Source organism: Kribbella sp. NPDC049174 (assembly GCF_043197365.1).
Classification (GTDB): domain Bacteria; phylum Actinomycetota; class Actinomycetes; order Propionibacteriales; family Kribbellaceae; genus Kribbella.
Genome location: NZ_JBICSZ010000004.1, coordinates 152967 through 176692 on the forward strand (window position 1 = coordinate 152967; position 23726 = coordinate 176692).

At 69.0% G+C, this 23726-nt stretch carries 23 protein-coding genes; 4 read left to right on the forward strand and 19 right to left on the reverse strand.

What is annotated here, in order from left to right; genetic code table 11:
* Positions 1–16: 16 nt before the first annotated feature.
* Genes ACGFIF_RS22765 through ACGFIF_RS22775 form a run of 3 tightly spaced genes read right to left on the reverse strand, consistent with a single transcriptional unit; the run spans position 17 to position 1780 of the window.
* Positions 17–697 (reverse strand): anti-sigma factor family protein, encoded by a 681-nt coding sequence (locus tag ACGFIF_RS22765; RefSeq protein WP_393157046.1) that lies wholly within the window; start codon positions 695–697, stop codon positions 17–19.
* A complete protein-coding gene (locus ACGFIF_RS22770; protein ID WP_393157047.1) occupies positions 694–1239 on the reverse strand; it encodes a sigma-70 family RNA polymerase sigma factor in 546 nt (181 codons plus the stop codon). Before ACGFIF_RS22770 ends, ACGFIF_RS22765 begins: the two co-directional genes overlap by 4 nt.
* 46 nt (positions 1240–1285) lie before the next feature.
* Positions 1286–1780, reverse strand: coding sequence for a hypothetical protein (locus ACGFIF_RS22775; RefSeq protein ID WP_393157049.1), 495 nt, complete (start codon positions 1778–1780; stop codon positions 1286–1288).
* A gap of 89 nt (positions 1781–1869) precedes the next feature.
* On the opposite strand from ACGFIF_RS22775, the gene ACGFIF_RS22780 reads away from it, so the two are divergent.
* On the forward strand, positions 1870–2193 hold the full coding sequence (locus ACGFIF_RS22780; protein ID WP_393157050.1) for a nuclear transport factor 2 family protein: 324 nt from the start codon (positions 1870–1872) through the stop codon (positions 2191–2193).
* Between the two features lie 76 nt (positions 2194–2269).
* Here ACGFIF_RS22780 and smc read toward each other — a convergent pair whose 3' ends face one another.
* From smc to ACGFIF_RS22830, 10 genes are all read right to left on the reverse strand, one after another.
* The gene (gene smc / locus ACGFIF_RS22785; RefSeq protein ID WP_393157661.1) at positions 2270–5830 is read right to left on the reverse strand and encodes a chromosome segregation protein SMC; all 3561 of its coding nucleotides are present in this window, start codon (positions 5828–5830) and stop codon (positions 2270–2272) included.
* A gap of 282 nt (positions 5831–6112) precedes the next feature.
* Positions 6113–6268 carry a hypothetical protein gene (locus ACGFIF_RS22790; protein ID WP_233712037.1) on the reverse strand — a complete coding sequence of 52 codons (156 nt, stop codon included), beginning with the start codon at positions 6266–6268 and terminating at the stop codon, positions 6113–6115.
* A 182-nt stretch (positions 6269–6450) separates the two neighbouring features.
* Positions 6451–7305, reverse strand: coding sequence for a bifunctional DNA-formamidopyrimidine glycosylase/DNA-(apurinic or apyrimidinic site) lyase (mutM, locus tag ACGFIF_RS22795; RefSeq protein WP_393157051.1), 855 nt, complete (start codon positions 7303–7305; stop codon positions 6451–6453).
* 1 nt (position 7306) lies between these two features.
* The gene (gene rnc / locus ACGFIF_RS22800; protein WP_393157052.1) at positions 7307–8035 is read right to left on the reverse strand and encodes a ribonuclease III; all 729 of its coding nucleotides are present in this window, start codon (positions 8033–8035) and stop codon (positions 7307–7309) included.
* A 15-nt stretch (positions 8036–8050) separates the two neighbouring features.
* Entirely contained in the window at positions 8051–8242 is a 192-nt protein-coding gene (gene rpmF, locus ACGFIF_RS22805) for a 50S ribosomal protein L32 (RefSeq protein ID WP_130387616.1), read from the reverse strand.
* A gap of 78 nt (positions 8243–8320) precedes the next feature.
* A complete protein-coding gene (locus tag ACGFIF_RS22810; protein WP_393157054.1) occupies positions 8321–8842 on the reverse strand; it encodes a YceD family protein in 522 nt (173 codons plus the stop codon).
* A gap of 129 nt (positions 8843–8971) precedes the next feature.
* The gene (coaD, locus tag ACGFIF_RS22815; RefSeq protein ID WP_393157056.1) at positions 8972–9442 is read right to left on the reverse strand and encodes a pantetheine-phosphate adenylyltransferase; all 471 of its coding nucleotides are present in this window, start codon (positions 9440–9442) and stop codon (positions 8972–8974) included.
* Positions 9435–9995: a 16S rRNA (guanine(966)-N(2))-methyltransferase RsmD gene (gene rsmD, locus ACGFIF_RS22820; RefSeq protein ID WP_393157057.1), complete on the reverse strand. Its 561-nt coding sequence runs from the start codon at positions 9993–9995 to the stop codon at positions 9435–9437. Before rsmD ends, coaD begins: the two co-directional genes overlap by 8 nt.
* Positions 9996–10110: 115 nt before the next feature.
* A complete protein-coding gene (recG, locus tag ACGFIF_RS22825; protein ID WP_393157059.1) occupies positions 10111–12357 on the reverse strand; it encodes an ATP-dependent DNA helicase RecG in 2247 nt (748 codons plus the stop codon).
* Positions 12354–13976 carry a DAK2 domain-containing protein gene (locus ACGFIF_RS22830; protein ID WP_393157061.1) on the reverse strand — a complete coding sequence of 541 codons (1623 nt, stop codon included), beginning with the start codon at positions 13974–13976 and terminating at the stop codon, positions 12354–12356. Before ACGFIF_RS22830 ends, recG begins: the two co-directional genes overlap by 4 nt.
* A 35-nt stretch (positions 13977–14011) precedes the next feature.
* Here ACGFIF_RS22830 and ACGFIF_RS22835 point away from each other — a divergent pair, with 35 nt between their 5' ends.
* Complete coding sequence (locus tag ACGFIF_RS22835; protein ID WP_393157062.1) at positions 14012–15013, forward strand: SAM-dependent methyltransferase; 1002 nt, start codon at positions 14012–14014, stop codon at positions 15011–15013.
* A 71-nt stretch (positions 15014–15084) separates the two neighbouring features.
* On the opposite strand, the gene rpmB is transcribed toward ACGFIF_RS22835, so the two are convergent.
* From rpmB to ACGFIF_RS22860, 5 genes are all read right to left on the reverse strand, one after another.
* Complete coding sequence (rpmB, locus tag ACGFIF_RS22840) at positions 15085–15306, reverse strand: 50S ribosomal protein L28 (protein WP_132153237.1); 222 nt, start codon at positions 15304–15306, stop codon at positions 15085–15087.
* A gap of 83 nt (positions 15307–15389) precedes the next feature.
* Positions 15390–17372: an aldo/keto reductase gene (locus ACGFIF_RS22845; protein ID WP_393157063.1), complete on the reverse strand. Its 1983-nt coding sequence runs from the start codon at positions 17370–17372 to the stop codon at positions 15390–15392.
* 27 nt (positions 17373–17399) lie between these two features.
* A complete protein-coding gene (locus ACGFIF_RS22850) occupies positions 17400–18227 on the reverse strand; it encodes a carbohydrate ABC transporter permease (protein WP_132212614.1) in 828 nt (275 codons plus the stop codon).
* Positions 18217–19218 (reverse strand): carbohydrate ABC transporter permease, encoded by a 1002-nt coding sequence (locus tag ACGFIF_RS22855; protein ID WP_393157065.1) that lies wholly within the window; start codon positions 19216–19218, stop codon positions 18217–18219. The genes ACGFIF_RS22850 and ACGFIF_RS22855 overlap by 11 nt, the downstream gene beginning before the upstream one ends.
* A 1-nt stretch (position 19219) precedes the next feature.
* The gene (locus tag ACGFIF_RS22860; protein WP_393157066.1) at positions 19220–20506 is read right to left on the reverse strand and encodes an ABC transporter substrate-binding protein; all 1287 of its coding nucleotides are present in this window, start codon (positions 20504–20506) and stop codon (positions 19220–19222) included.
* Between the two features lie 307 nt (positions 20507–20813).
* Between ACGFIF_RS22860 and ACGFIF_RS22865 the strand changes: the two genes are divergently transcribed.
* Positions 20814–21413 carry an HAD family hydrolase gene (locus tag ACGFIF_RS22865; protein WP_393157068.1) on the forward strand — a complete coding sequence of 200 codons (600 nt, stop codon included), beginning with the start codon at positions 20814–20816 and terminating at the stop codon, positions 21411–21413.
* 86 nt (positions 21414–21499) lie between these two features.
* The gene (locus tag ACGFIF_RS22870; protein WP_393157069.1) at positions 21500–23095 is read left to right on the forward strand and encodes a GxGYxYP domain-containing protein; all 1596 of its coding nucleotides are present in this window, start codon (positions 21500–21502) and stop codon (positions 23093–23095) included.
* A gap of 45 nt (positions 23096–23140) precedes the next feature.
* On the opposite strand, the gene ACGFIF_RS22875 is transcribed toward ACGFIF_RS22870, so the two are convergent.
* Positions 23141–23623, reverse strand: coding sequence for a GNAT family N-acetyltransferase (locus ACGFIF_RS22875; RefSeq protein ID WP_393157070.1), 483 nt, complete (start codon positions 23621–23623; stop codon positions 23141–23143).
* Positions 23624–23726: the final 103 nt, after the last annotated feature.

Genomic DNA, 23726 nt, shown 5'->3' on the forward strand with positions numbered 1-23726 from the left:
GCGCGAGAGCAAGCGACTAGATCGTGGTGGTCACCACGTGCTGGCCCTGGAGCGTCCTGATCTCCACCGACTTCACCTTGTCGATCGGGACCAGCACACCGCCGCCGAACTCACTGCCTTCGCGTGCGGACTTCTCCGACACCCGCCAGGTGCCCGCTACCCACGTCTTGCCGGCCGTGTCGGTCACGAGCATCTCGCACTCGGCTCCGGCCTTCAGTCCGTCGATCTCGACCTGGATCCAGCTCCACCCGGCCCGCGGCTCCACTGTGGTTGCCATTCGCGCACCAGTGGTCGCATCGGTCGCTGCCACGTGCTTGGCCCCGGCCACTGGCACGTCGGCCGGCTCCGCGCTCTGCCGCCCGATGAGGACACCGCCACCGAGCGCTCCGGCCACCACGACGAGCGCAGCGGCAACCGTCAGCCACCGAGACCGCTTGGCAGGAGGCGCAGCCGCAGGCGCCGTCGTCCGCACCTCGCGCAACGTGCGCTGCAGCAGCAGGTCGCCGTCAGGCGGCGGCCCCTCCAGGAACGCTTCCGGCGGCACCTCGCCGAGGAACTCCTTCATCTCCTCGAGCTCGGCCACCTCGGCGCGGCACTCCGCGCACGTGGCCAGGTGCTCGTCGACCTCACGGACCTCGTGGGGCTCCAATGCGCCGAGGGCGTAGGCGCCGAGCTGCGAGCGGTCGTGCTCATTCATCGGGCCACCCCCTTTCCTGGAGCCAACTCAGCCTGTCCTGCCATCACCGCGCGCAGGGCTCGGAGGGCGTAATACGATCTCGATTTCACCGTACCCGGCGGGACGCCGAGTTCCTTCGCTGCCTCGGTCACCGAGTGACCGCGGTAGTACAGCTGCACCAGCACCTCACGGTGCTCAGGAGACACCTGGTCCAGCGCGTCCAGCACCACCATGGTGTTCACCACAGACTCGGAGTGGTCACTCTCCACGGGTGGCCGGTCCACCACGTCCGCCACCTCGGTCGGCCGGACCGCTCGGGCCCTGGCCCGGTCGGTGACGATGTTGCGCGCCACCGTGAGCAGCCAGCCCCGCACGGACCCCTTGCCCTCGGTCAGGTCGTCCGCATGCTTCCACGCCCGGACCAGCGTCTCCTGTACGACGTCCTCCGCGGCTGCCCGGTCTCCGGTGAGCCTGGTCGCGTAGGCGAGCAGGCTCCGGCCGTGTTCGGCGTACAGAGACCGGACAAGCGCCTCGGCAGCGTCCGGACCCCGGTAGTCACCCACCGACCGCACGATACCGGTAACAGCGGGCACCCACATCGGGAAGGACTCAGTAGCCGTCGTTGTCATCGCCGGCCGGTTGGGTCTTGTTCTTCTTGCCGTCCGCGCCCACGACCCACCAGATGCCGCCGACGCCCTGGCCCTTGGCCTCGCCGGCCTGGGTGTCCTGGGCGAAGAGGTAGATCGGCAGTCCGTCGATCGACAGCTGCTTGCTGCCGTCGCTGCGGGTCACCGTGCCGACCAGGGACGCGTCGATGCCGTCGAGCTGCGGTTTGCCCTCGCCGGCCGGCACGACCGGCCACTTCGCCAGGCAGTCGCCCTCGCAGTTCGACTTGCCGGAGGCGTCCTTGTCGAAGACGTACACGGTCCGCCCGTTGCCATCCACAACGACCTTGCCGAGCCCGGCGACGTCCGCGGTCGCCAGCTTCGTCCCGATGCTGGCCGCGGTTGCCCCGCTCGCGGGTGTGTCGCTGTCGTCACCACAGGCCGTCAACCCGGCCAGGCCGAGCACGAACACACCGATGACAATGCCCAGACGCTTCATGATGACTCCCTTCACGGTTGCCGACCCTTCACTCCCTACACGTGGGGAACCCCCGACCGGTTCAACCGGGGGGCGTTATCGTCGTCGGCATGAGCCAAGAGATCCCGGCCGCGGTCCAGCGCGCGCTGACCGCGATCGACCAACAGGACAACGACGCCTTCGTCGCGGCCTTCGCCACGGACGGCTACGTCGACGACTGGGGCCGCCAGTTCCGCGGACCGGACCGGATCCGGTTCTGGAGCGAGAACGAGCTGATCGGCAAGCGCGCCACCTTCACCGGGACCGAGGTGTCGACGCCGGGCAACCCGTTGACGATCCTCACCCAGGTCGGCGGCGACGGCTTCAACGGCCCGTCCCACTTCACCTTCGACGTCCAGGGCGACCAGATCGCGTCGATGACGATCACCGCCTGACCGATCAAACGCTCGACCGACCCGGCGGCACGGTCCTCGAGCTGGCTCGGCTCGGCGCCGTACGGGTCGACGAAGGTCAGACCGGCTCGGGCTCGCGGATTCGCTGGGAGATGACCGACGACACGCCGTCGCCGCGCATGGTCACGCCGTACAGGGCGTCGGCGACCTCCATGGTGCGCTTCTGGTGGGTGATGACGAGCAGCTGGCTGGTCTCGCGCAGTTCCTCGTAGATCTCCAGCAGGCGGCCGAGGTTGGTGTCGTCCAGCGCCGCCTCGACCTCGTCGAGGATGTAGAACGGCGACGGACGCGCCTTGAACAGGGCGACCAGGAAGGCGACCGCGACCAGCGACCGCTCACCACCGGACAGCAACGACAGCCGCTTCACCTTCTTGCCCGGCGGGCGCGCCTCGACATCGATGCCGGTGCCGAGCATGTCGTCCGGGTCGGTCAGCACCAGCCGGCCCTCACCACCCGGGAACAGCCGGCTGAACACGTGCTGGAAGGCCACCTCGACGTCGCGGTAGGCCTCGGTGAAGACCTGCTCGACCCGCTCGTCGACCTCCTTGACGATGTCCATCAGGTCGCGCCGGGACTTCTTCAGGTCGTCGAGCTGCTCGGACAGGAAGCGGTGCCGCTCCTCCATCGCGTCGAACTCCTCCAGCGCGAGCGGGTTGATCCGCCCGAGCTGGTTCAGCGCCCGCTCGGCCTGCTTGAGCCGCTTCTCCACCTTCGTCCGGTTGAACGGCTCGCCCTCGAGCTCGAGGGTGTTGTCGTCACCATCCTTCGGCAGCGGCGGCACCAGCTGGTCCGGCCCGTACTCGGCGACCAGCGCCTCGACCTCGATCCCGAGCTCGCCCAGCGCTTTCTCGTACAGCTGCTCCAGCCGCATCTTCTGCTCGGCCCGCGCCAGCGCGTCCCGGTGCACCGTGTTGGTCAGCTGCTCCAGCTCGGAGCTCAGGTTCCGCGTCGCGGAGCGGGACTGCGCCAGGGCCTGCTCGCGGTCCGCGCGCTGCGCCTGGATCGCGGCCCGCTCAGCCGCTGCCTGCTGCAGTGAGGACTCCAGCCGGGCCAGCACGTGACCAGCGGCCAGATGCACGGCCTGCGCCGCCTCGGACTGCCGCGCCCGCCGTGCGGCCCGCGCGATCGCCCGGGCCCGTGCCTCGCGCTCCTGCCGCGCCGCGCGCTCCAGCGAGTCCGCACGCCCGGACAGCGCTCGCGCCCGCTCCTCGGTGGTCCGCAGCGCCAGCCGCGCCTCCATCTCGGCGGCCCGGCCGGCCTTGGCCGCCTCGGCCAGGCGGTCCCGGTCGGTGGTGTCCGGCTCGTCGCCGTCGTCGTCGAACTGCTCGGCGTCGGTGAGGCGCTCCTCCAGCTCGGCCAGGCCGGACAGGTTCCGGTCGCGCTCCTCCTCGGCCGCCGCGATCGCCTCGGCCATCCGCTGCGCCTCGCCGCGAGACGCCTTCGCCAGCGAGCCGAAGTGCGCCAACTGCTCGGCCACCGCGGCCATCGCCGCGTCCGACTCGTGCAACCGGGCCAGCGTGATCTCGACGGACTCCTTCTGCCGCGTCCGCTCGTCCTCGAGCGCGGCCAGCTCGAACCGCAGCCGCTCGCTCCGGGCCGTCGCCTCGGTCAGCTTCTCCGCCGCCTCGTCGACCGCGGACTGCACCTCGATCAGGCTCGGCGCCGCGTCCGAACCGCCGTACGCGAAATGCGCTCCCAGTACGTCGCCGGCCCGCGTGGCGCAGGTGACGTCGGGGAGGTGGCGCACCAGCGACTGAGCAGCCGGTACGTCGTCCACCACGGCGACCTTGCGCAGCAGCCGCCGCAGCGCGGGCCGCAGGTTCTGCGGGCACTCCACGACATCCACGGCGTACGACGCTCCATACGGCAGCGGAGGCCACGACGCGTAGTCGTCGGCCGGCGCATCGCCCAGGAGCAACCCGGCACGGCCGAGATCGTGTTCCTTCAGGTGACCGACGGCGTGGAGAGCCGCGTCGGCGTGCGTGACCGCGACAGCGTCCGCGGCCTCGCCGAGGGCGGCCGCGATGGCGGTCTCGTAGCCGGGCCGCACGCTCAGGAGCGCCGCCACGGAGCCCATCAGGCCGTTCACCTGCTCGGAGGCGGCCAGCAGGGCGCCGGCGCCGTCCTTGCGGTTCAGACCGAGCTCCAGCGCTTCCTTCCGGGCCGCCAGACCGGTGCGCTCGCGCTCGGCGTCGCGCTCCTCGGCCCGGAGCTTGGCCAGCCGCTCGTCCATCTCGTCGAGCACCGCCTGGGCGGCCTCGTACTGGTCGTCGAGCCCCTTCTCACCGGCGTCCAGCCCGGCGACCTGGGTCTCCAGTGCGGTGAAGTCGTGCTGCGCCTTCGCCGCCCGCGCCTCGGCCTCGCGCATGTTGCTGGCCAGCCGGCCGATCTCGGACTCGGCGGCGGCCGCGCGGCTCTTCAGCGCGTTCACCTGGCCGGTCAGCCGGGCCAGCCCCTCGCGACGGTCGGCGGCGGCCCGGATCAGCGCCGAGATCCGGCGCTCCTCCTCGGCCTCCTGCGACTCGAGCTGCTGACGCCGCTCGACCGCTTCGGCGAGCAGCTCCGAGTGCGCCTCGACCTCCGCCTCGATCCGCGCCTCGGTCTCACGGACCCGGGCCGCTTCGAGCTCGAGCTCGTCCGGGTCGCGCCCGGCCCGCGGCTCGTCGGCCTCGTCGTTCAGCGACCGGATCCGGTCCGCCGCGATCCGCGCCGTCCCCTTGATCTTCTCGCCGAAGCCGGACAGCTGGTACCAGGTGTCCTGGGCGGCCTGCAGGGCCGGTGCGTCCTCGCGGAGCGCGTCCTCCAGCTCCGCCTCGAGCTCGCGCGCCTCGCGCAGCCTGGCCTCGGTCTCGGCCCGGCGCTGGGTCAGCGCGGCCTCGTCCTTGAGCTCGGCCTCCAGCGCGGACTGCGCCTGGACGATGTCGTCGGCGAGCAGCCGGGCCCGGCCGTCGCGAACCTCGGCCTGAATCGTCACCGCCCGGCGCGCCACCTCCGCCTGGCGCCCGAGCGGCTTCAACTGGCGGCGGATCTCGGCGATCAGGTCGCCGAGCCGGTGCAGGTTGCCCTCGGTGGCCTCCAGCTTCCGGATCGCCTTTTCCTTGCGCTTGCGGTGTTTCAGGACACCGGCCGCCTCCTCGACGAAGCCGCGGCGGCCTTCCGGCGTGGCGCGCAGGATCGAGTCGAGCTGGCCCTGGCCGACGATGACGTGCATCTCGCGGCCGATACCGGAGTCGCTGAGCAGTTCCTGGACGTCGAGCAGCCGGCAGTTCTGGCCGTTGATCTGGTAGTCGGACCCGCCGTTGCGGAACATCGTCCGCGAGATCGTCACCTCGGCGTACTCGATCGGCAGCGCGCCGTCGGTGTTGTCGATGGTCAGCACCACCTCGGCGCGACCCAGCGGGGAGCGGCCGGAGGTGCCGGCGAAGATGACGTCTTCCATCTTGCCGCCGCGCAGCGACTTGGCACCCTGCTCGCCCATCACCCACGCGAGTGCGTCGACGACGTTGGACTTACCGGAGCCGTTCGGGCCGACGATGCAGGTGATGCCCGGTTCGAAGTTCATCGTCGTGGCCGACGCGAACGACTTGAAGCCTCGGAGCGTCATGCTCTTCAGGTACAAGGCGAAGCTCTCCAACCCGTGAAAGGACAGACGATACCGAAGGAACCGTCGTAACTGCTCGTGATGCTGCCGCTACCCGGGGGAAGTAGTTCCGCTTCGCAGTCTACAAACAGATGCGCGCGAACCGGTGGAGGCCGACCGTGAGAGTGGCCGGCACAGGGCACAGAAGCTGGTACATGCAGTGCAATGTGAGCAAAAAAGGCGGCGGAGGCCCGGACGGGGGCCACCGCCGTGGTTGTGCGGACGGTAGAGATGGAACTCTCGTTGTCGCGGCTCGGGTCCTCAGACCGAAGCGGGGGCGCGCAGAGCCTCGTCGACGGTCAGCAACCGGCCCTCGTGGACCTGTGCGACGAGGTGGTCGTTCTCTGCCTGCAGGCGCATCACGTGCGCCTCCAGATCGGCGACACGCCGGTTGAGCAGACGAACCTGCTCGAGCATGCGCGGGTCAGTGCCTCCAAGGTGCCCTAGAAGAGCCTTGGCCATTGTGCTGTCCTCCGGAAGGGTTCTGGCCTGTGAGCGCCCCTGGTCCCCGGAGCGCCTATAAATGTGTGCCGTCTTTCAGGGTGACACCGGTGGGCCCGGCGGTCAACCTGGGTCCACACTCTTTAACGATACCTCTCTTACCAGCGGACCTGGCGAGGGACCGGCTGACATTTCGGGCACCGGTACGACGAACGGTTCATGAACGGCTCGCGACGGATCGGCCGGCCGTCGCGCGGACACGGCGAACCCTCTTGTCCATAGACGTTCAGGCCGCGTTCGAAGTAGCCGGACTCCCCGTTCACGTTGACGTACAGGGCGTCGAAGCTGGTGCCGCCGACGTCCAGCGCCTCGGCCATCACCTCGTGGGCGTGCCGCAGGATCTCCCTTATCTGCAAGGGTTTCAGCGTCTCGGTCGCCCGGGCGTAGTGCAGCTTGGCCCGCCACAACGCTTCATCTGCGTAGATATTGCCCACGCCGCTGATCACCGACTGGTCCAGCAAAGCCCGTTTCAGCCCGGTCTTGCGGCGGCGGACCGCGGCCACGAAAGCGTCCGGATCGAACAGAGGATCGAACGGGTCGCGGGCGATGTGGGCGATCTCCGGCGGCAACTGCGCGCCACCGTCGGAGTACGACAGACCACCGAACATCCGCTGGTCCACAAACCGGACCTCTCCGCCGTCGTCGGCGAACCGGAACCGGACCCGCAGGTGTGGCTCGTCCGGCGCGCCGACCGGCTGGACCCGGAACTGGCCGCTCATTCCGAGGTGGGTCAGCACCGCGTCACCGGACTCCAGCGGCAGCCACAGGTACTTCCCGCGCCGGGCCGGCTCGGCGAACACCTGGCCCTTGAGCCGGGCGACGAAATCGTCCGGCCCGGCGGCGTGTCGCCGGACCGGGCGGGGATGCAGGACCTCGACGGCGTCGATCGTCCGGCCGGTGGTGAACTCCGCCAGCCCGCGGCGGACGACCTCTACTTCCGGAAGCTCGGGCACCTCAGGACTGGGAGGGGTCCGTGCTGTCCGGATGCGCCGCCCGCAGGGCCTTCCAGGCGGTTTCCGCGGCCTGCTGCTCGGCTTCCTTCTTGCTCCGGCCGATGCCGTGCCCGTAGGTGTCCGCGCCGATCCGGACCCGCGCCTCGAACGTCTTGGCGTGGTCCGGGCCGGACTCGGCGATCACGTACTCGGGCACACCGACGCCGAGCTGGGCGACCAGCTCCTGCAGCGAGGTCTTCCAGTCCAGGCCGGCACCGAGCCGGGCCGAGGACTCCATCAGGTCGTCGAACAGCGTGTGCACGACCAGACCGGCGGTCTCGAAGCCGCGGTCCAGGTACACGGCACCGATCAGCGCCTCGACACAGTCGGCCAGGATGGACGACTTGTCCCGCCCACCGGTCGCTTCCTCGCCCCGGCCGAGCCGCAAGTACTTGCCCAGCTTGAGCTCGCGAGCGACACCGGCCAGCGCGCGCATGTTGACCACAGCGGCGCGCAGCTTGGCCAGCCGGCCCTCGGACAGGTCCGGATGGTTACGGAACAGCGACTCCGTGACGATGACGCCGAGGACGGAGTCCCCCAGGAACTCCAGTCGCTCGTTCGTCGGCAACCCGCCGTTCTCGTACGCGTACGAGCGGTGGGTGAAGGCGTGCTCCAGTAGTTCGTCAGCCAGCGATACGCCGAGCCGCTGGTTCAGCTCGGCGTAGAGCCCCGTTTCGTTGACCGAATTCACTGGGTGAGGTGTCGCTTAGCTCTCGACGACCTGGCGACGCTCGCCCTTGGCGCCGTACTGGCCGCAGTTGGGGCAAACGGTGTGCTGCAGGTGCTTCGCGCGGCAGGCGGGGTTCACGCAGGTGACCAGCGACGGGGCAGTGGTCTTCCACTGGGCCCGGCGGCTGCGGGTGTTGCTGCGCGACATCTTCCGCTTCGGAACGGCCACGGTTATGACTCCTCGGTTCGGCCGGGGGCTGGTGGACCCGGCCGGCTGGTGTGCGTGTGTATGACTCGTGCTCGGTATCTAGTTGTCCTGCGGTCGTTCGTCCTGCTGGAGCAGGCCGCTGAGGGCGGCCCAGCGGGGATCGCCACCGTCCTCGTGCGTGTGGCCGGGCTCGTCCGCCAGGCGTACCCCGCACTCGGGGCACAGACCCGGACAGTCGTCCGTACACAACGGCTGGAACGGCAGCGCGAGCACCACCTGGTCCCTCAGCACCGGCTCGAGGTCGATCAGATCGCCCTCCATCCGGCTGGCCTCGTCGGGTTCGGCTTCGCTCTCCGGGTAGACGTACAGCTCCTGGACGTCAGCGAGGAACTCGTCCTCGATATCGACCAGGCACCGCGCGCACTCCCCGACCAGACGGCCGCGGGCCGTGCCGGTGACGAGAACCCCTTCGACAACCGATTCCAGCCGTAGGTCGAACTGGATCGGATCGCCCTCAGGGACGCCGATCACGTCGATTCCGAGATCCGCCGGAGCCGGTGCCGTGAAGGTGACTTCGCGCTGGGACCCGGCGCGGCGTGTCAGCTCGTGCGTATCGATCACGAGGGGGGACCGCGGGTCCAAGACGCTCAGGACATCCCTTTCAGGCGTGGGCAGGCAAGATCTCGGTCTCGTCGAGACCGGTGCTCAACATTACCAACTCCGCGGCCAGTCGCCCAATTCGGGGCGATTCTAGAGTTTCTTCAGTAACCGTGCGTGAACACCCGGCGGCACGAAGGAGGCGACCTCGCCGCCGAGTCTGGCGATCTCCTTGACCCAGCTGGAGGAGATGAACGCGTTCTCCGACCGGGTCGGCAGGAACACCGTGTCCACCCCGGTCATCGCGTGGTTGAGCTGGGCCATCTGCAGCTCGTAGTCGTAGTCGGCGGCCGAGCGCAGCCCTTTGACGATGACACCGGCGCCCTCGGCCCGGCAGTAGTCCACCAGCAGACCCTCGAAGGTGCCGATCCGGACGTTGGGGTACGGCGCGGCGATCTCGGTCAGCATCGCGATCCGCTCGTCCACCTCGAACAGCCGGTTCTTGGACTGGTTCACCCCGGCCGCGACGATCACCTCGCCGAAGGCGGCCGAGGCCCGGGCGATGATGTCGAGGTGCCCGTTGGTGGGCGGATCGAAGGTGCCTGGGAACACGGCCTTACTCATGGCGGTGACCGTACCAAAGCCGGGCCTCGCCGTACTTGCGATCCCGCAGCGCGGCGAACCCCTCCGGCCACTCCCACGGCTCCCGCTTGCCCCGCTCGACCACCACCACGGCGTCGCCGGCCAGCCAGCCACCCTGGGCCAACGCGATCAGGATCTCCTGGAGCTCGACCGTCTCCAGCTTGTACGGCGGGTCGGCGTACACCAGATCGAACGGTCCTTGGCTGTCTCCCGCCGCGACCTTCTCCACCGGCCGGGTGAGCACGGTCGCCCCCGGCAGCCCGACCGCCCGGACGTTCGCGGAGATCACCTCGGCGGCCCGGCGGTCCGACTCGACCAGCACGACGCGAGCGGCGCCACGGGACAGCGCCTCGAGCCCGATCGCCCCGGAACCGGCGTACAGGTCGAGCACCGCCAGCCCGTCGAAGCTGCCGAACTCCGACTCCAGCGACGAGAACAACGCCTCCCGGACCCGGTCCGCGGTCGGCCGCGTCCCGGTCCCCGGCGGCACAGCGATCCGCCGCCCTCCGGCCGCTCCCCCGACGATCCGGGTCACGGGGCCTCCCGTTCTGGACTGAGGAGCGTAGGGAGCGAAGCGACTGAAGCGACGAGGGAAGAACGGGAGCCAAGGCCCCGTGACCCCCGCGCCGGAGGCGCGGAATTCGACAGGGTCATGTCTTCTCCAGATATTCGGTGGTCTCGGACTCCAGGGCGCTGCGGACGAACGACCGCAGTGTCGGGTACTCGGCGAGCTCGGCGTCCACCGAGACGATCGAGTTGGCCACGTGCCGTGCGGTGAAGATGATCTCCTCGTCCCGCAGCACGCTGAGCAGCTTCAGACTGCTCCGCTTACCCGATTGCGCGACGCCGAGCACGTCACCCTCGCGCCGGGTCTCCAGGTCGATCCGGGACAGCTCGAACCCGTCCGTGGTCGAGGCGACGGCGTCCAAGCGCCCGTACGACTTGGATCCGGGCCACAGGTCCGTGACCAGCAGGCACAGTCCCGGCACGCGCCCCCGGCCGACCCGCCCGCGCAGCTGGTGCAGCTGGGAGATGCCGAACCGGTCGGCGTCCATGATCACCATCGTCGAGGCGTTCGGTACGTCGACGCCGACCTCGATCACCGTGGTCGCGATCAGGACGTCGATCTCACCGGCCGCGAACCGGGACATCACCGCGTCCTTCTCCTCGGCCGGCAGCCGGCCGTGCAGGATCTCCACCCGCAGGTCGTGCAGGATCTCGGCCAGCGCTTCCGACACCTGCAGCACCGAGATCGGCGGCCGCGCCTGCTTCTTCGCGCCGCCCTTCTCGTCTTCGCCGGCGACGAACTCGCCTTCCTCGTCGGCCGCGTTCTTCACGTCGTCGCCGATCCGCGGGCAGACGACGTACGCCTGATGGCCCTTGCCGACCTCCTCGCGGACGCGGGCCCAGGCCCGCTGCAGCCAGTCCGGCTTCTCCTTCGCCGGGACCACCGACGACTGGATCGGCGAGCGCCCGGCCGGGAGCTCGGTCAGCGTCGAGACCGCGAGGTCGCCGAACACGGTCATCGCCACGGTCCGCGGGATCGGGGTCGCGGTCATCACCAGCACGTGCGGGGTGTTGTCGCCGGACTTCTGGCTCAGCGCCGCCCGCTGCTCCACGCCGAACCGGTGCTGCTCGTCCACGACGACGAGCCCGAGGTCCGCGAACTGCACCTTGTCCTCGAGCAGCGCGTGGGTGCCGACGACGATCCCGGCGGCGCCGCTGGCCGCGTCCAGCATCGCCGTACGACGGGCTGCCGCCCCGAGCGACCCGGTCAGCAGGCCGACCCGGGTGGCCCGCTCCGCGCCGCCGAGCATCCCCTCCTCGGCCAGGTCACCGAGCATCTTCGTCAACGTCTTGTGGTGCTGGGTCGCGAGCACCTCGGTCGGCGCCAGCAGGACGGCCTGGCCGCCGGCGTCGACCACCGACAGCATCGCCCGCAGCGCGACCACGGTCTTGCCGGAACCGACCTCGCCCTGGAGCAGCCGGTGCATCGGGTGCGGGCGGGCGAGATCGGCGAAGATCTCCTCGCCCACCTCCGCCTGGCCCTCGGTCAGCTTGAACGGCAGCCGCTGGTCGAACTCGTCCAGCATCCCGCCCTCGGTCCGCGGCCGCGGCACCGCGTTCAGCGCGTCGGTGACGGCCCGGCGCTGGGCCAGGATCGTCTGCATCACCAGCGCTTCCTCGAACCGGAACCGCGCCTGGGCCTCGCGGATGTCCTTCTCGGTGTCCGGCAGATGCACCTTCTGCAGCGCCTCGCGCAGGCCGAGCAGCTTCTCCTTGCGCCGGATCAGCTCCGGGATCGGGTCGTCCAGGTTCTCGTCCAGGCTGTCCAGGACGATCTTGATCGAGCGCTCGATCGTTGCGGTGGGCAACTTCGCGGTGGCCGGGTAGAGCGGCCGGAACGGCCGGGCCCGGCGCTCGATCTCGGCCTCGGACAGGTCGTCGGTGTCGAGGATCTCGGTGCCCGGGCTCTTCAGCTGCATGATGTCGCGGAACATCGTCACCTCGCCCCAGAACAGGGCGGCGGTGCCCGGCTGCAGCTTGGCCGCCAGCCAGGGCTGGTTGAAGAAGGCCAGCTCCAGGTCGCGCTGCCCGTCGGTGACGACCACCTTGGTCAGCGTCTTGCGCCGGGCCCACTTCTGGACGTCGGCGATCGGGATCTCCGCCTTGGTGTCCAGCGAGCGGACGGTGACCTTCTTGACCCGGCCGTTCACGGTGGCCTGGTCGCCGACCTCGAGCTCGTCGAACGGGGTCAGCTCACCCTTCTTCAGATACCGGCGCGGGTAGTGCCGCAGCAGCTCCCCGACCGTCTCCAGGCCGAGCACTTCCGCGAAGGACTTGGCCGTCCTGGCACCGAGGAAGTCGCGGAGCTTCCGGTCCATATCCGTTGTCATTCCACCCCGATCAGCAGCGGGTACCTGTCCTGTCCTCCGTCGTACACCACGACATCGACATCTTTGCGATTCCGGCGTACGTGCCGCTCCAGCGCAACCACCAGACCGGGCTCCACGTCCTGTCCGGTGACGATCGTGAGCAGCTCGCCACCGCCGCCGAGCAGCCGGTCGACCACGCCGATCGCGGCCGCCTCCAGATCCGTCGTGATCAGCGCGAAGTCGCCGTCCACCACGCCGAGCGCGTCGCCGATACGGCACATCCCGGCCATCGTCCAGGCGTCCTTGACCGCGATCGTGACCGCGCCGTGCCGGGTCTGACCGGCGGCCGCGGACTGGTGGACGACGTCGTCGTCGAAGCTGCGCTCGGGATCGTGGACGGCGATCGCGGCCAGACCCTGGACCTGCGCGCGGGTCGGGATGACGGCGACCCGGATGCCGTCCTGGCGGGCCGCGGTCGCGGCGGCCTCGGCGACCGCGATCGAGTCCTTGTCGTTCGGCAGCAGCACGATCTCGGGCGCCTTCGACTTCTCGATCGCCGCCAGCAGCTCACCGGTCGAGCACCTGCGACCGGGACCGCCGCGGATCACGTGCGCCCCCGCCTCGGCGAATAGGTCGGCCAGGCCGTCACCGGCGACGACCGCGATCACCGCTCGGCCCGGGACCGGTTCGTGGTGGTGCGCGTGGTCGGCGAAGTGGGTGACCCGGATCCGGTGCGGCCGGCCGATGTCGATGCCCTGCTCGATCGCGGCGCCGACGTCGTCGGTGTGAACGTGCACGTTCCACAGCCCGTCGCCGCCGACGACAACCACCGAGTCACCCAGGCCGGCCAGGGTCTGCCGGAAGTCGCCGACCTTGTCGTCCGGCGCGTCCAGCAGGTACATCACCTCGTACGCCGGTCCGTCCTGACTCTCAGCGCCTTCACCCTGGGGCTCGACCCGTGCCGGCACCTCGACCCGCACGATCCTGCCGGTGAGCACCGACTCCATCGCGCCGAGGATCACGACCAGGCCCGCTCCCCCGGCGTCCACGACCCCTGCACGCCGCAGTACGTCCAGTTGCTCTGTCGTCTTCGTGAGCGCCTGCCGGGCGGACGCGACGGCGGCCAGGCAGACGTCGGCCAGGCTCTTCCCGTCGTTGGCGGCCGTCATCGCCCCGGTGGCGGCCGCTCGGGCGACGGTCAGCATGGTGCCCTCGACCGGCTGTGCGACCGCGCCGTACGCGGCATCGGCGGCGTACCGGAGCGCGTCGGCGAACGCGACGGGCTCGCTCATCCTGGGATCGGCCAGTACGGCGTGCTCGGCGGCGTCCTGGTGACGCGGCAGGTTCTCGGCGAGGCGGAGGCCGCAGGCCCGAACCAGTTGGGAGGTGATGACGCCGGAGTTCCCGCGGGCGCCGAGCAGGGCGCCCCGGCCGAACGCCTGGACCGCCTCGGCGAACGTCAGCTCACCCTCGGGCAGCGCGTCGCACGCGGCCTCCCAGGTCAGGTAGAGGTTCGTCCCGGTATCCCCGTCGGGCACCGGGTACACGTTCAGCTCGTCGATCTCGGTCCGCGCCCGGCCCAGCTCGGCCAGCGCGGTCCGAGCCCAGGCCCGCAACACTTCGACGGTCAGTTCCTCCACGCCCGGAAGGCTAACCGGTCCGTCTACCATGTGCTGTGCTCTCCCCGATCCTGTTCTCGGTCGCTGCCGACAGTTACGAGTGGGCGGTGCGGGAGATCCGGGCCGAGTTCGGCCGGGACGTGCGGATCGAGCGGGTCAGCGCGGACCTCGGGCGTGTCGCCGGGCCGCCGGTCGAGGACCTGGCGCGAGCGTGCGACGCGGGCCGGATCATCTTCGTACGGCACCTGACCACGGAGATCGCGAGCTTCTCCCCGGACGAGCTGCCCCCTGGCTACGAGCTGGCCGAACTCATCCTGGAAGAGCTTCGCGACTACCCCAAGGCCTTGGCCGTGCAGGCCTGGACCGACAGCGCGAGCACCGGTGGGTCCTACTACCACTTGATCCAGGACGCCCTCGCCGACCGCGGAGTGACGGTCACGCGATCGGGCCAGGAGGTCGTGGTGTCCTGCTTCGCCGGTCGCCGGGCCATGCTCCTGGGCCTGAACCGGCTCGAGTTCAGCCTGTCGGACTGGCCGGGCGGGCGGATGCGGCTGGCCCGGTCGGAGGATCGGGTGTCGCGGTCGGAGTTCAAGCTGGAGGAGGCGATCGCGACCTTCGGACTGGAGTTGCCGGCCGGCGGGAAGGCCTTGGACCTGGGCGCGTCGCCGGGCGGCTGGACCCGGATTCTGCGGCAGCACGGGCAGGAGGTCTGGTCGGTGGATCCCGGCGCGCTCGATCCACGGCTGCGCGGCGACCGGCGGATTCACCATGCGGCGACGACGGCCGGGCGCTTCTTCGCGGCGAACCGGGTGCGGTTCGACGTCGTGGTGAACGACATGCGGATGGACCAGGTGATGAGTGCCCGGATGATGCTCGACGCCGGCGCGCACCTGCGCCGCGGCGGGCTGGCGGTCGTGACCCTGAAGGGCGGCGGGAAGAACCCGCTCGACGGGGCGCGCCGCGGGATGGACGTGCTGCGGCAGGAGTACGACGTACTGCACGCCCGGCAGCTCCATCACAACCGCAACGAGATCACCGTGATCGCGCGGAAGCTGTGAGGACACGCGAAGAGGCGCCCGGGGTGATCCCGGGCGCCTATTCAAGGCCCTACACGGAGGAAAGCTGTTGGTCAGCCGACGACGCGCTGGACCTTGCCGGCCTTGATGCAGGACGTGCAGACCTTCATGCGGGTCGGGGTGCCCTTGATGAGCGCCCGGACCGGCTGGATGTTGGGGTTGAACCGCCGGGGCGTACGAGCCTTGACCCGGCGGATCATCGCGCCCTTACCCAAGCGGGCAACGCTGTTGCCGAACGTCGGCTGCTTGCCGCAGACATCGCACTTCTTAGACATGATTCTCCGTGTTCAGGGTCTTGACACCGACAGACCATGTTACATGGGCGCCGACGCTCGACCAATTCGGTCCGGGGTCCCGCTCAGGCAGTGAGGTAGGCCACTTCCTCGTCGCTCAGCTCCACCGACAACCCGGGCAGTGAGGTCCTGGTCTCGCTGATGTGCCGGGGCCCGATCAGCGGGAACACCGGGTACGGCTGGTGCAGCAGCCAGGCCAGTGCGATCGCTGTCGGCTCCACTCCCTTGGCCGCGGCCAGCTCGCGGGCCCGGTCCAGTCGGCGGAAGTTCTCGTCGGAGTAGAAGCACCGGACCAGTTCCTCGTCCGAGCGGTCCTCCGGCGTGGCCCGTCCGGTGAAGAACCCGCGCGCCTGACTCGACCACGGGAACAGCGCGACCTGCCGGTCCCGCAACCACGCCTGCGACTCGTCGTCGGAGACGTGCCGGCAACCCTTCCACGGTACGTCGTAGGCCCGGGCCAGGCTGAGGTGGTTGCTCAGCAGCGTGAACGGTTGCTTGCCGTTCGCCTCGGCGTACGCGTTGGCCTCGTCGAACCGCGTGGTGGACCAGTTCGATCCGCCGTACGCCTTGATCCGGCCGGCCTTGAAGTGCTCGTCCAGTACGTCGACGAACTCGCTGACCGGGATGTCCTCGTTGTCCCGGTGCATCAGGTAGAGGTCGACGTGGTCGGTCTGCAGCCGCTCGAGACTCTCGGTGAGCTGCCGGGTGATCGATTCGGGGTCGCAGTGCGGGGTGTGCGCGCCCTTGCCGATGACAACGACCTCGTCGCGGTTGCCGCGCGACGTGATCCACTGGCCGAGGAGCTTCTCGCCCCGCCCGCCGCCGTAGATGTAGGCGGTGTCGAACGTCGTACCGCCGCGCTCGACGAAGTCGTCGAAGATCGCCGCCGCGTGGGTCAGCGTCTCCTGGTTGTCCACGCCCATCACGAGCCGGGACACGTCCTTGTCCAGCCCTGGGACGCGGCCGTACTTCATCGGTGCGTCTGGTTTGCGTGCCAGCGGCCGCCCGGTCGCGGTCGGAATGACGGCGTCGTCCCGCTCACTGGCGTACTGCTGGCCGATCGCCTTGCGCCAGGCGTCCAGGACGGTCAGGTTGCCCAGCGTGTCGGCCCAGCTCATCTCGGGTGCCTGCCGCCGCTCGATCGCGGCCGCGACCGCGTCGGCCTCGGCGGCGTAGATGAGGGCCGGCTCCGCGGAGATGTCCCGCGGCTCCTCCCCCACCTTGTGCAGGGTGACGTGGGTCGGCTTGCCGTCGCCGCCGAACCACGGGTCCTCGACGACGAGGTACCCCTCGCTGCCGTAGATGCGGACCTGGTTGTCGTCGCGGAGCCGGACGCCGGTGCTGACCTGGGCGGTCACGGCACCGTCGAAGAACAGCGTCGCGACCGACCATTCGTCGGCGCCGGTCTCGCCGACGTGCCCGACCGCGGTCACCGCGGCCGGGTCGGCGAACGGCTGCCCGGTCGCGGCCCCGGCGATCAGCCGGGCCATCGACACCGGGTAGCCGCCGACGTCGAGGATGCCGCCGCCGGCCAGGTCGTCGGCGAAGATCCGGCTCTCCGGCCGGTACGACGAGGCGAAGGCGAAGGTGGCCTGGATCTGGTGGACGGTGCCGAGCTCGCCGTCGCGGACCAGCTGGGCGATCAGCTTGGTCTGCGGCAGGCAGCGGTACATGTACGCCTCCATCAGGAAGACGTCATTGGCGACCGCGGCCTCGATCATCACCTCGGCCCAGGCCTTGTTGATCGCCAGTGGCTTCTCGCAGAGCACGTGTTTGCCGGCTTCGGCGGTCTTGATCGCCCACTCGACGTGCATCGGGTGCGGGGTGGCGATGTACACCGCGTCCACGGTCTCGTCGGCGAGCAGGTCGTCGTACGAGCCGTGCCGGTTGGCGATGTCCCACTTGTCGGCGAAGGCATTGGCGGAGTCGATCGATCGGCTGCCGACGGCGACGACGGTGTTGACCGCCGACGTCGGCACCTGGCTGGCGAACCGGGAGGCGATGTTCCCGGTGCCGATGATTCCCCAGCGGAGCTTGCTGTCAGTCAAGGTTTGTCCCGTTGTGGTTGGGATGGGTCAGAACTTCATGGCGCCGGCGGCGATGTCGGCGATGAAGTGGCGTCCACCGATGATGAAGACGCCGATCAGCGGGATGACACTCATCAGGGCGCCGGCCATCACCATCGAGTAGTCGGTGCCGTAGATGCCGTTCAGTTGTTGCAGGGCGACCTGAAGCGGCAGCTTGTTCGGGTCCGTCATCACGATCAACGGCCAGAGGTAATCGTTCCAGACGTTGATGAAGGTGAAGATACCCAGGAACGCCAGGCCGGGCCTGAGCACCGGGATGCCGACGGTGAGGTACTGGCGGAAGAAGCCGGCCCCGTCCACCTTGGCCGCGGAGATGAGCTCGTCGGGGATGGCGCCGCGGGCGTACTGGCGCATCCAGAAGATGCCGAACGCGTTCGCCGCGCCGGGGATGATGAGTGCCTTCAGCGACCCGATCCAGCCGAACTCGGCCAGGGTCACGAACTGCGGCACCAGGGACAGCTGGGCCGGGATCATGAACGTTGCCAGCAGCAACCCGAAGAGCCAGTCGCGGCCGGGGAACTCGTACTTGGCGAACGCGAAGGCGGCCAGCGAGTCGAAGAACAGCACCAGCACGGTGACCGCGACCGAGACGATCAGGGTGATCAGCATCGAGCCGAAGAAGTCGATGTTGTCGAGCACCTTGCCCATGTTCTCGAACAGGTGCGAGCCGATCACGAGTTTCGGCGGGTAGCTGAAGATGTCCGGGGTGGTGTTGGAGGCCATCACCACCATCCAGTAGAACGGGAAGATCGACAGCACCACGCCGAACATCAGCACGACGTGGCTGATCACGTTGCGGGTTCGTTCAGCGCGCATCGGCCTGCTCCTCTCCGTTCTGGGCCCGGCGGGCGGCGCGGCGGCTGATTCGTTCGCCGCTACCACCGATCAGCCTCCAGTTGATGATGCTGAACAGCACGATCAGGATGAACAGCGCCCAGCCGATCGCGGCGCCGTACCCGAACTGGTTGTCCAGGAACGCGCTCTCGTACAGGTAGGACACGATCGTCATGCCCGATCCGCCCGGGCCGCCGGTGTCGCCGACCAGCACCTGGGACTCGGTGAAGATCTGCAGGCCGCCGATGGTCGAGGTGACCGCGGTGAACAGGATGACCGGGCGCAGCAGCGGGACGGTGATCCGCCAGAACGTCTGCCGCGGCGACGCGCCGTCCACCTTGGCCGCCTCGTAGACGTCGTTCGAGATCGCCTGCAGGCCGGCCAGGAAGATGATCGCGTTGTAGCCGACCCAGCGCCAGGTGACGATCGAGGCGATGGCGACCTTGATGCCCCACGGCTGGGTGAGCCATTCGATCTGGGTGAGCCCGACCGACTGCAGGAACGCGTTCAGCAGGCCGAAGTTGTTGCTGAAGATCGAGCCGAACACCATCGTGATGGCGACCACCGAGGTGACGTTCGGGATGAAGTACGCGATCCGGTAGAAGCTGCGGAACCGGGTGGCGTTGTGCAGCGCGTTGGCGATCACCAGCGCGAGCAGCAGCATCGGCACGGTCGACAGCACCCAGATGATGAGCGTGTTCCCGATCGACTGCCAGAACTTCGGGTCGGCGAGCAGGTAGCTGTACTGCTCCAGCCCGACCCATTTCATCTGCCCGATGCCGTCCCAGGAGTGGAACGAGATCCAGATCGAGAACAGCACCGGGAAGGCGCCGAAGACGGCGAACAGGATGAAGAAGGGCGAGATCGCGGCGTACTGCGGCAGCGCCTGCCGGTACTTGCCCGTCGGCTTCGACGGGTCCGGGGCCTTGGTCGTGCGGACCGTGGTCGGGAGTGTCTTACTGGTCACTGCCATGTCAGATCGCCCCCACTCGGGTGAGTTCGCGTTCGATCTGCCGCTGCGCGTCGGCCCAGGCCTGGCCGGGCGACTTGCCGGCGGTCTCGACGTTGACGAGCTCGGCGGCGATCGGTGAGCCGATGATCGAGTCGTACGGGCTGAAGTAGGCCCCGGGGTACTTCTTGGCCGACGCGCCGAAGACGTCGACGATCTTCTGACCGCCGAAGAACGGGTCCGGCGCCGTCATCCGCTCGTCGGTGTAGCTGGCCGGTGTGGAGGGGAACAGCACCGGGTCGAGGAACGCCTGGGCCTGGTTCTTCGCCGACTCCAGCCAGCTGATGAACGCGAAGGCGGCCTCGGGGTTCTTGCAGTACTTCGTGATCGCCAGGAAGGACCCGCCACGGTTGCCGGCCCCACCAGGAGCTGCCGTCACCCGCCAGAGTCCCTTGGTCTTCGGCGCCGCGTTCTTCGGCCCGAGCTGGGCCCACCAGACGGCCGCGTTGTAGGCGACCAGCTTGCCGTTGGTGACGACGGCGTCGGCGTCGGTCGTGTCCTGCTGCGCGTTGGCGGACAGCCCTTCCTTGACCACCCGGATCGCAAGGTCGAACTGTTCGCGGATGTGGTCCTGGTCGCCGATGTACTGGCCGTCCTCGGTCATGTAGCGCTTCGGCTGCTGCGCCAGCGCGTAGAGGTAGACGCCGGTGATGTTGTCCGTGATGGCCGAGCCGGGGACGGCCGCCTTCAGCTTCTTGCCGAGCTCGATGTAGGCGTCCCAGGTCGGAGCCAGCTCGGCCACTGCGGCAGGATCGGTGTCGATCCCGGCCTTCTGGAGCATGTCGGTGCGGTAGAACAGCGCGGTCGGGCCGGTGTCCATCGGGTACGCCATCATCTTGTCGTCGGCGGTGATCCCGAGCTTCCACTTCCAGGGCAGGAACTCGGACTCGCGGTCCTTGGCGCCGAGCTCGTTGAGATCGTAGAACTGGTCGGCGTTCGGGAAGTACGTCGCCACGTCGTCGTTGATGGCGACGATGTCCGGGACCAGTGACTTGCCGGCCAGCGAGGTCAGCACCTTGGTCTTGTAGTTGGTGCCGATCCGGGTCATCGCCAGCTTCATATCGTCGTACGCCGGGATCGCCTTCTCCGCCTGGCCGATCAGGTCGTCGTTCACCGAGCCGACCCACGTCCACATGCTGAGCTCGTCGGATCCACCGAGAGAACTTCGGGAGCCGCAGCCGGTGAGGCCGGTCGCGGCCGCCGCTGCGGCGCCCGCGCCGAGCGCGAGAAACTTCCTTCTGCTCACTGTCATACGCCTCACCTGGCGCTTTCTGTGTTCATTTCCGCCGGAAGTTGTCCAAAATTGTTCAGGCACCGACTAGGTAAGCGCATACCGACTGAACCGGTCAAGGGGCCATGGTTCCCAGCGGCCGGTCCCGGCCACACCTCGACCCGCCGGTTGTCACACAGTTCCCAGCTTTCGGTCCCGGCTTCGTTCGGCCTTGCTCCCGGCTTGGCTCCCAGCTCCTGGCGGCTTGGCCACCGGCTTCGTTCCCGGCTCCGGGCGGGCTTGGCTCCCGGCTTCGTGCCCGGCTCCGGGCGGCTGACAGGATGGCCGCATGATCTCCGCCGTACTCTTCGACGCCGACGGCGTCATCCAGCGCTCGACCATCGACTGGTCGTCCCGGCTGTCGTCGTTCGTCCCCGCCGGCGACGGCGAGGCCTTCGTCGCCGACCTGATGGCAGCCGAGCGGCCGGCCCTGGTCGGCAAGGGCGACTTCCGGGACGCGGTCGCCGAGGTACTGCGCCGATGGGGGTCGGAAGTGTCCTTGGCGGACGCGTTGGAGCCGTGGACCCAGTTCGCCGCCGAGCCGGCGGTGGTCGAACTCATCGCGCGGTTGCGCGCGCGCGGCATCGCCTGCCACCTCGCCACCAACCAGCAGGCCTACCGGCGCGCGATCATGCAGGAGCGCGGGTACGGCGAGTGGTTCGACCAGACCTTCTACTCGTGCGATCTCGGGCTGGCCAAGCCTGATCCGGCGTACTTCCGGGCCATCCTCGGCTCGATCGAGGTGCCCGCCTCCTCGGTGCTCTTCATCGACGACAACGAAAGCAATGTGGCGGCTGCTTTGAGCGTCGGCCTGCATGCGGAGGTGTACGACCTCTCGTCCGGTGTCGACTCGCTCGCCGACCTGCTTGGCCGCTACGGACTGACCTGACCTCTTGTGGCGCGAGGGTTGTTGTGGCATCGTCGCCGGGCAGATGACAACGTAGGACAGTCACCAGCCGCTCCTGGAGGCACCGCATGTCCGATCGACGACGTCTTACCCGCCGCCATGCCCTCGGCCTGACCGCCGGGCTGGGCCTGAGTTCGCTCGCCCCGTCCCTCGCACTCCCCGCTGCCGCATCGTCGGCATCCGGCTTGACTGCCGCGGGGTCGGCGTACCCGAAGGGTCAGCGGCCGCGACTGCTGAGCGTCCTGGCCGAGGACTCGCTGAGCGCGGCCGAGCGCACGCTCGCGACCACGCTGCAAGGCCTGCTCGCCCGTCGCGGCAACGAGACGCTGTACCTGAACATCCCCTCGCTCGGCTACCAGATCTGGCTCGACGACCTCGTCTCCCGGTACGGCGTCCAGGCACGCCCCGGGGACCTGTGGAAAACCGTCAGCCGCTCCCGCGTGGCCGGATATGTTCTCTTTCGAACGGGCACCCCGTCGGTCAACGTGGCGACCACCCTCGCCGGTCTGACGGGTGCCGTGGCTGTCGAGGAGAGCTTGGAGGCACTCGCGATCCGGCACGGATTGCGCAAGGTCCTGGACGTCCGGGACAAGGACGACCGCTGGGTGATGGACAACTACTGGTCGCGGTTGCGGCACGACGTCGCGATCGAGCAGAGAGGAGACTGGCCGGAACGACTGCGGGACTACGTCACGATGGCGGGGACGCTCGCCTTCTTCGACGGCAACTCGGCGTTCCGCGCCGAGGTGGTCGAAGCGCTCGACGACGACGCGACGGTGATCGGCTGGGGCGATGCCGCCAACGGCGAGGACAAGTTCATCGGCCCGAACTCCGACGCCGGCGTCAAGGCGATCCCGGCCGACCATGCCCGCAACCTATCCGTCCTGTCCGGCGTGACCGAAGACCGCTTGAGCCAGCGCGGAGGGGGTGGGGGGAGGGCCCTCGAACCGGATCCGAATGCCCACTACGTCACGTTCCTGATCACCGACGGCGACAACATCCAATGGATGCTCGGCGACTTCCCAACCGATCAACGGTGGTTCGGCAGTCCGCACCGCAGCACGGTCGATCTCGGGTGGGGCATCTCACCGTCGCTGATCGATCTCGCGCCTTCGGTGATGCGCTGGTACTACGACCAGTCGGTGAAGGATCGCTGGGTCGTCGGCCCGTCCGGCGGCGGCTACATGTACCCCAGCAGGTACCCCGCGGCGGCCCTCGAGCGGCACACCGCTTCGCTGGCGAAGTCGATGGAGCGCGCCGACCTGTCGGCTGTCCAGATCATCGATTTCGACTCGTTCCAGGACAAGCGCCTGTGGTCGTCGTACCTGAAGCGTCCCCAGATCGACGGCCTCATCTACCTCGAGTACTCCCGCTACGACTCCCACAAGGGCAAGGTCGTCTGGTCGGAGGGCAAGCCGGTCATCTCCGCCCGCACCATGCTGTGGGACGGTCTCGACGGTGCCGACGAGGCGTCCGTCACCGCTGAGCTCAACAGTGCCGTCCGCAACCCGCGTTCGACGGCCGGCTACTCGGTCGTCCTCTGGCATGCCTGGAGCAAGTCCGTCGACAACGTCATGACGGTCGTCAACGGCCTCGCCCCGCACGTGAAGGTCATCCCGCCCGACACCCTCGTCAAGATGGTCGGCAAATACGCCAAGCCCTAGGCGGCCGGTCCGTCTGGGCGCCGGTCGCGCCCAGACGGACGTGGGTCAGAGCTTGCGGTAGTACACGGCTACTGGGAGTTGGACGCAGCCGAGGCTTTCGTACAGGGCACGGGCGGGCGCATGGAAGTCATCTCCGCCAGTGCCGATCTCGACTACTTCCGCGCCCTCCTGTCGCATCGCACCGAAGGCGTGCTCACAGAGCGCGGTGCCGACATTGTCCCGGCGGTGGTCTGCCGCGACGGCCAGGATGGTGATGCTGCCGTTCCGGCGTACCGGGTCGATGCTCCAGGCGACGTAACCGGTGATATCGCCGTCGGCGTCGGCCACCGCGACGTACTTGTGCTGTGCGGGGTCGTGGAGCTCGGCGACCTGCTTGCGGTAGTCGTCACGCCAGTTGCCGTGCTGGTTGGCGAAGATGGTCTCGCCCACGAGCGGGCGGAAGGAATCCTCGTAGAACGGCCGGAACGTCTCGATGGTCAGCTCGGTGAGCCGGGCAAGGTCAGCTTGGACGTACGAACGAATGAGCATGAAGTTGTGCCTCTCGCGCTGAAGGGAATCGGGCAGATGCCTGACCCGCGCTCGCAGATCGCGACGTAGCGGCGGGCCCGGCCTCAGCGGCGAGTACGCCCGG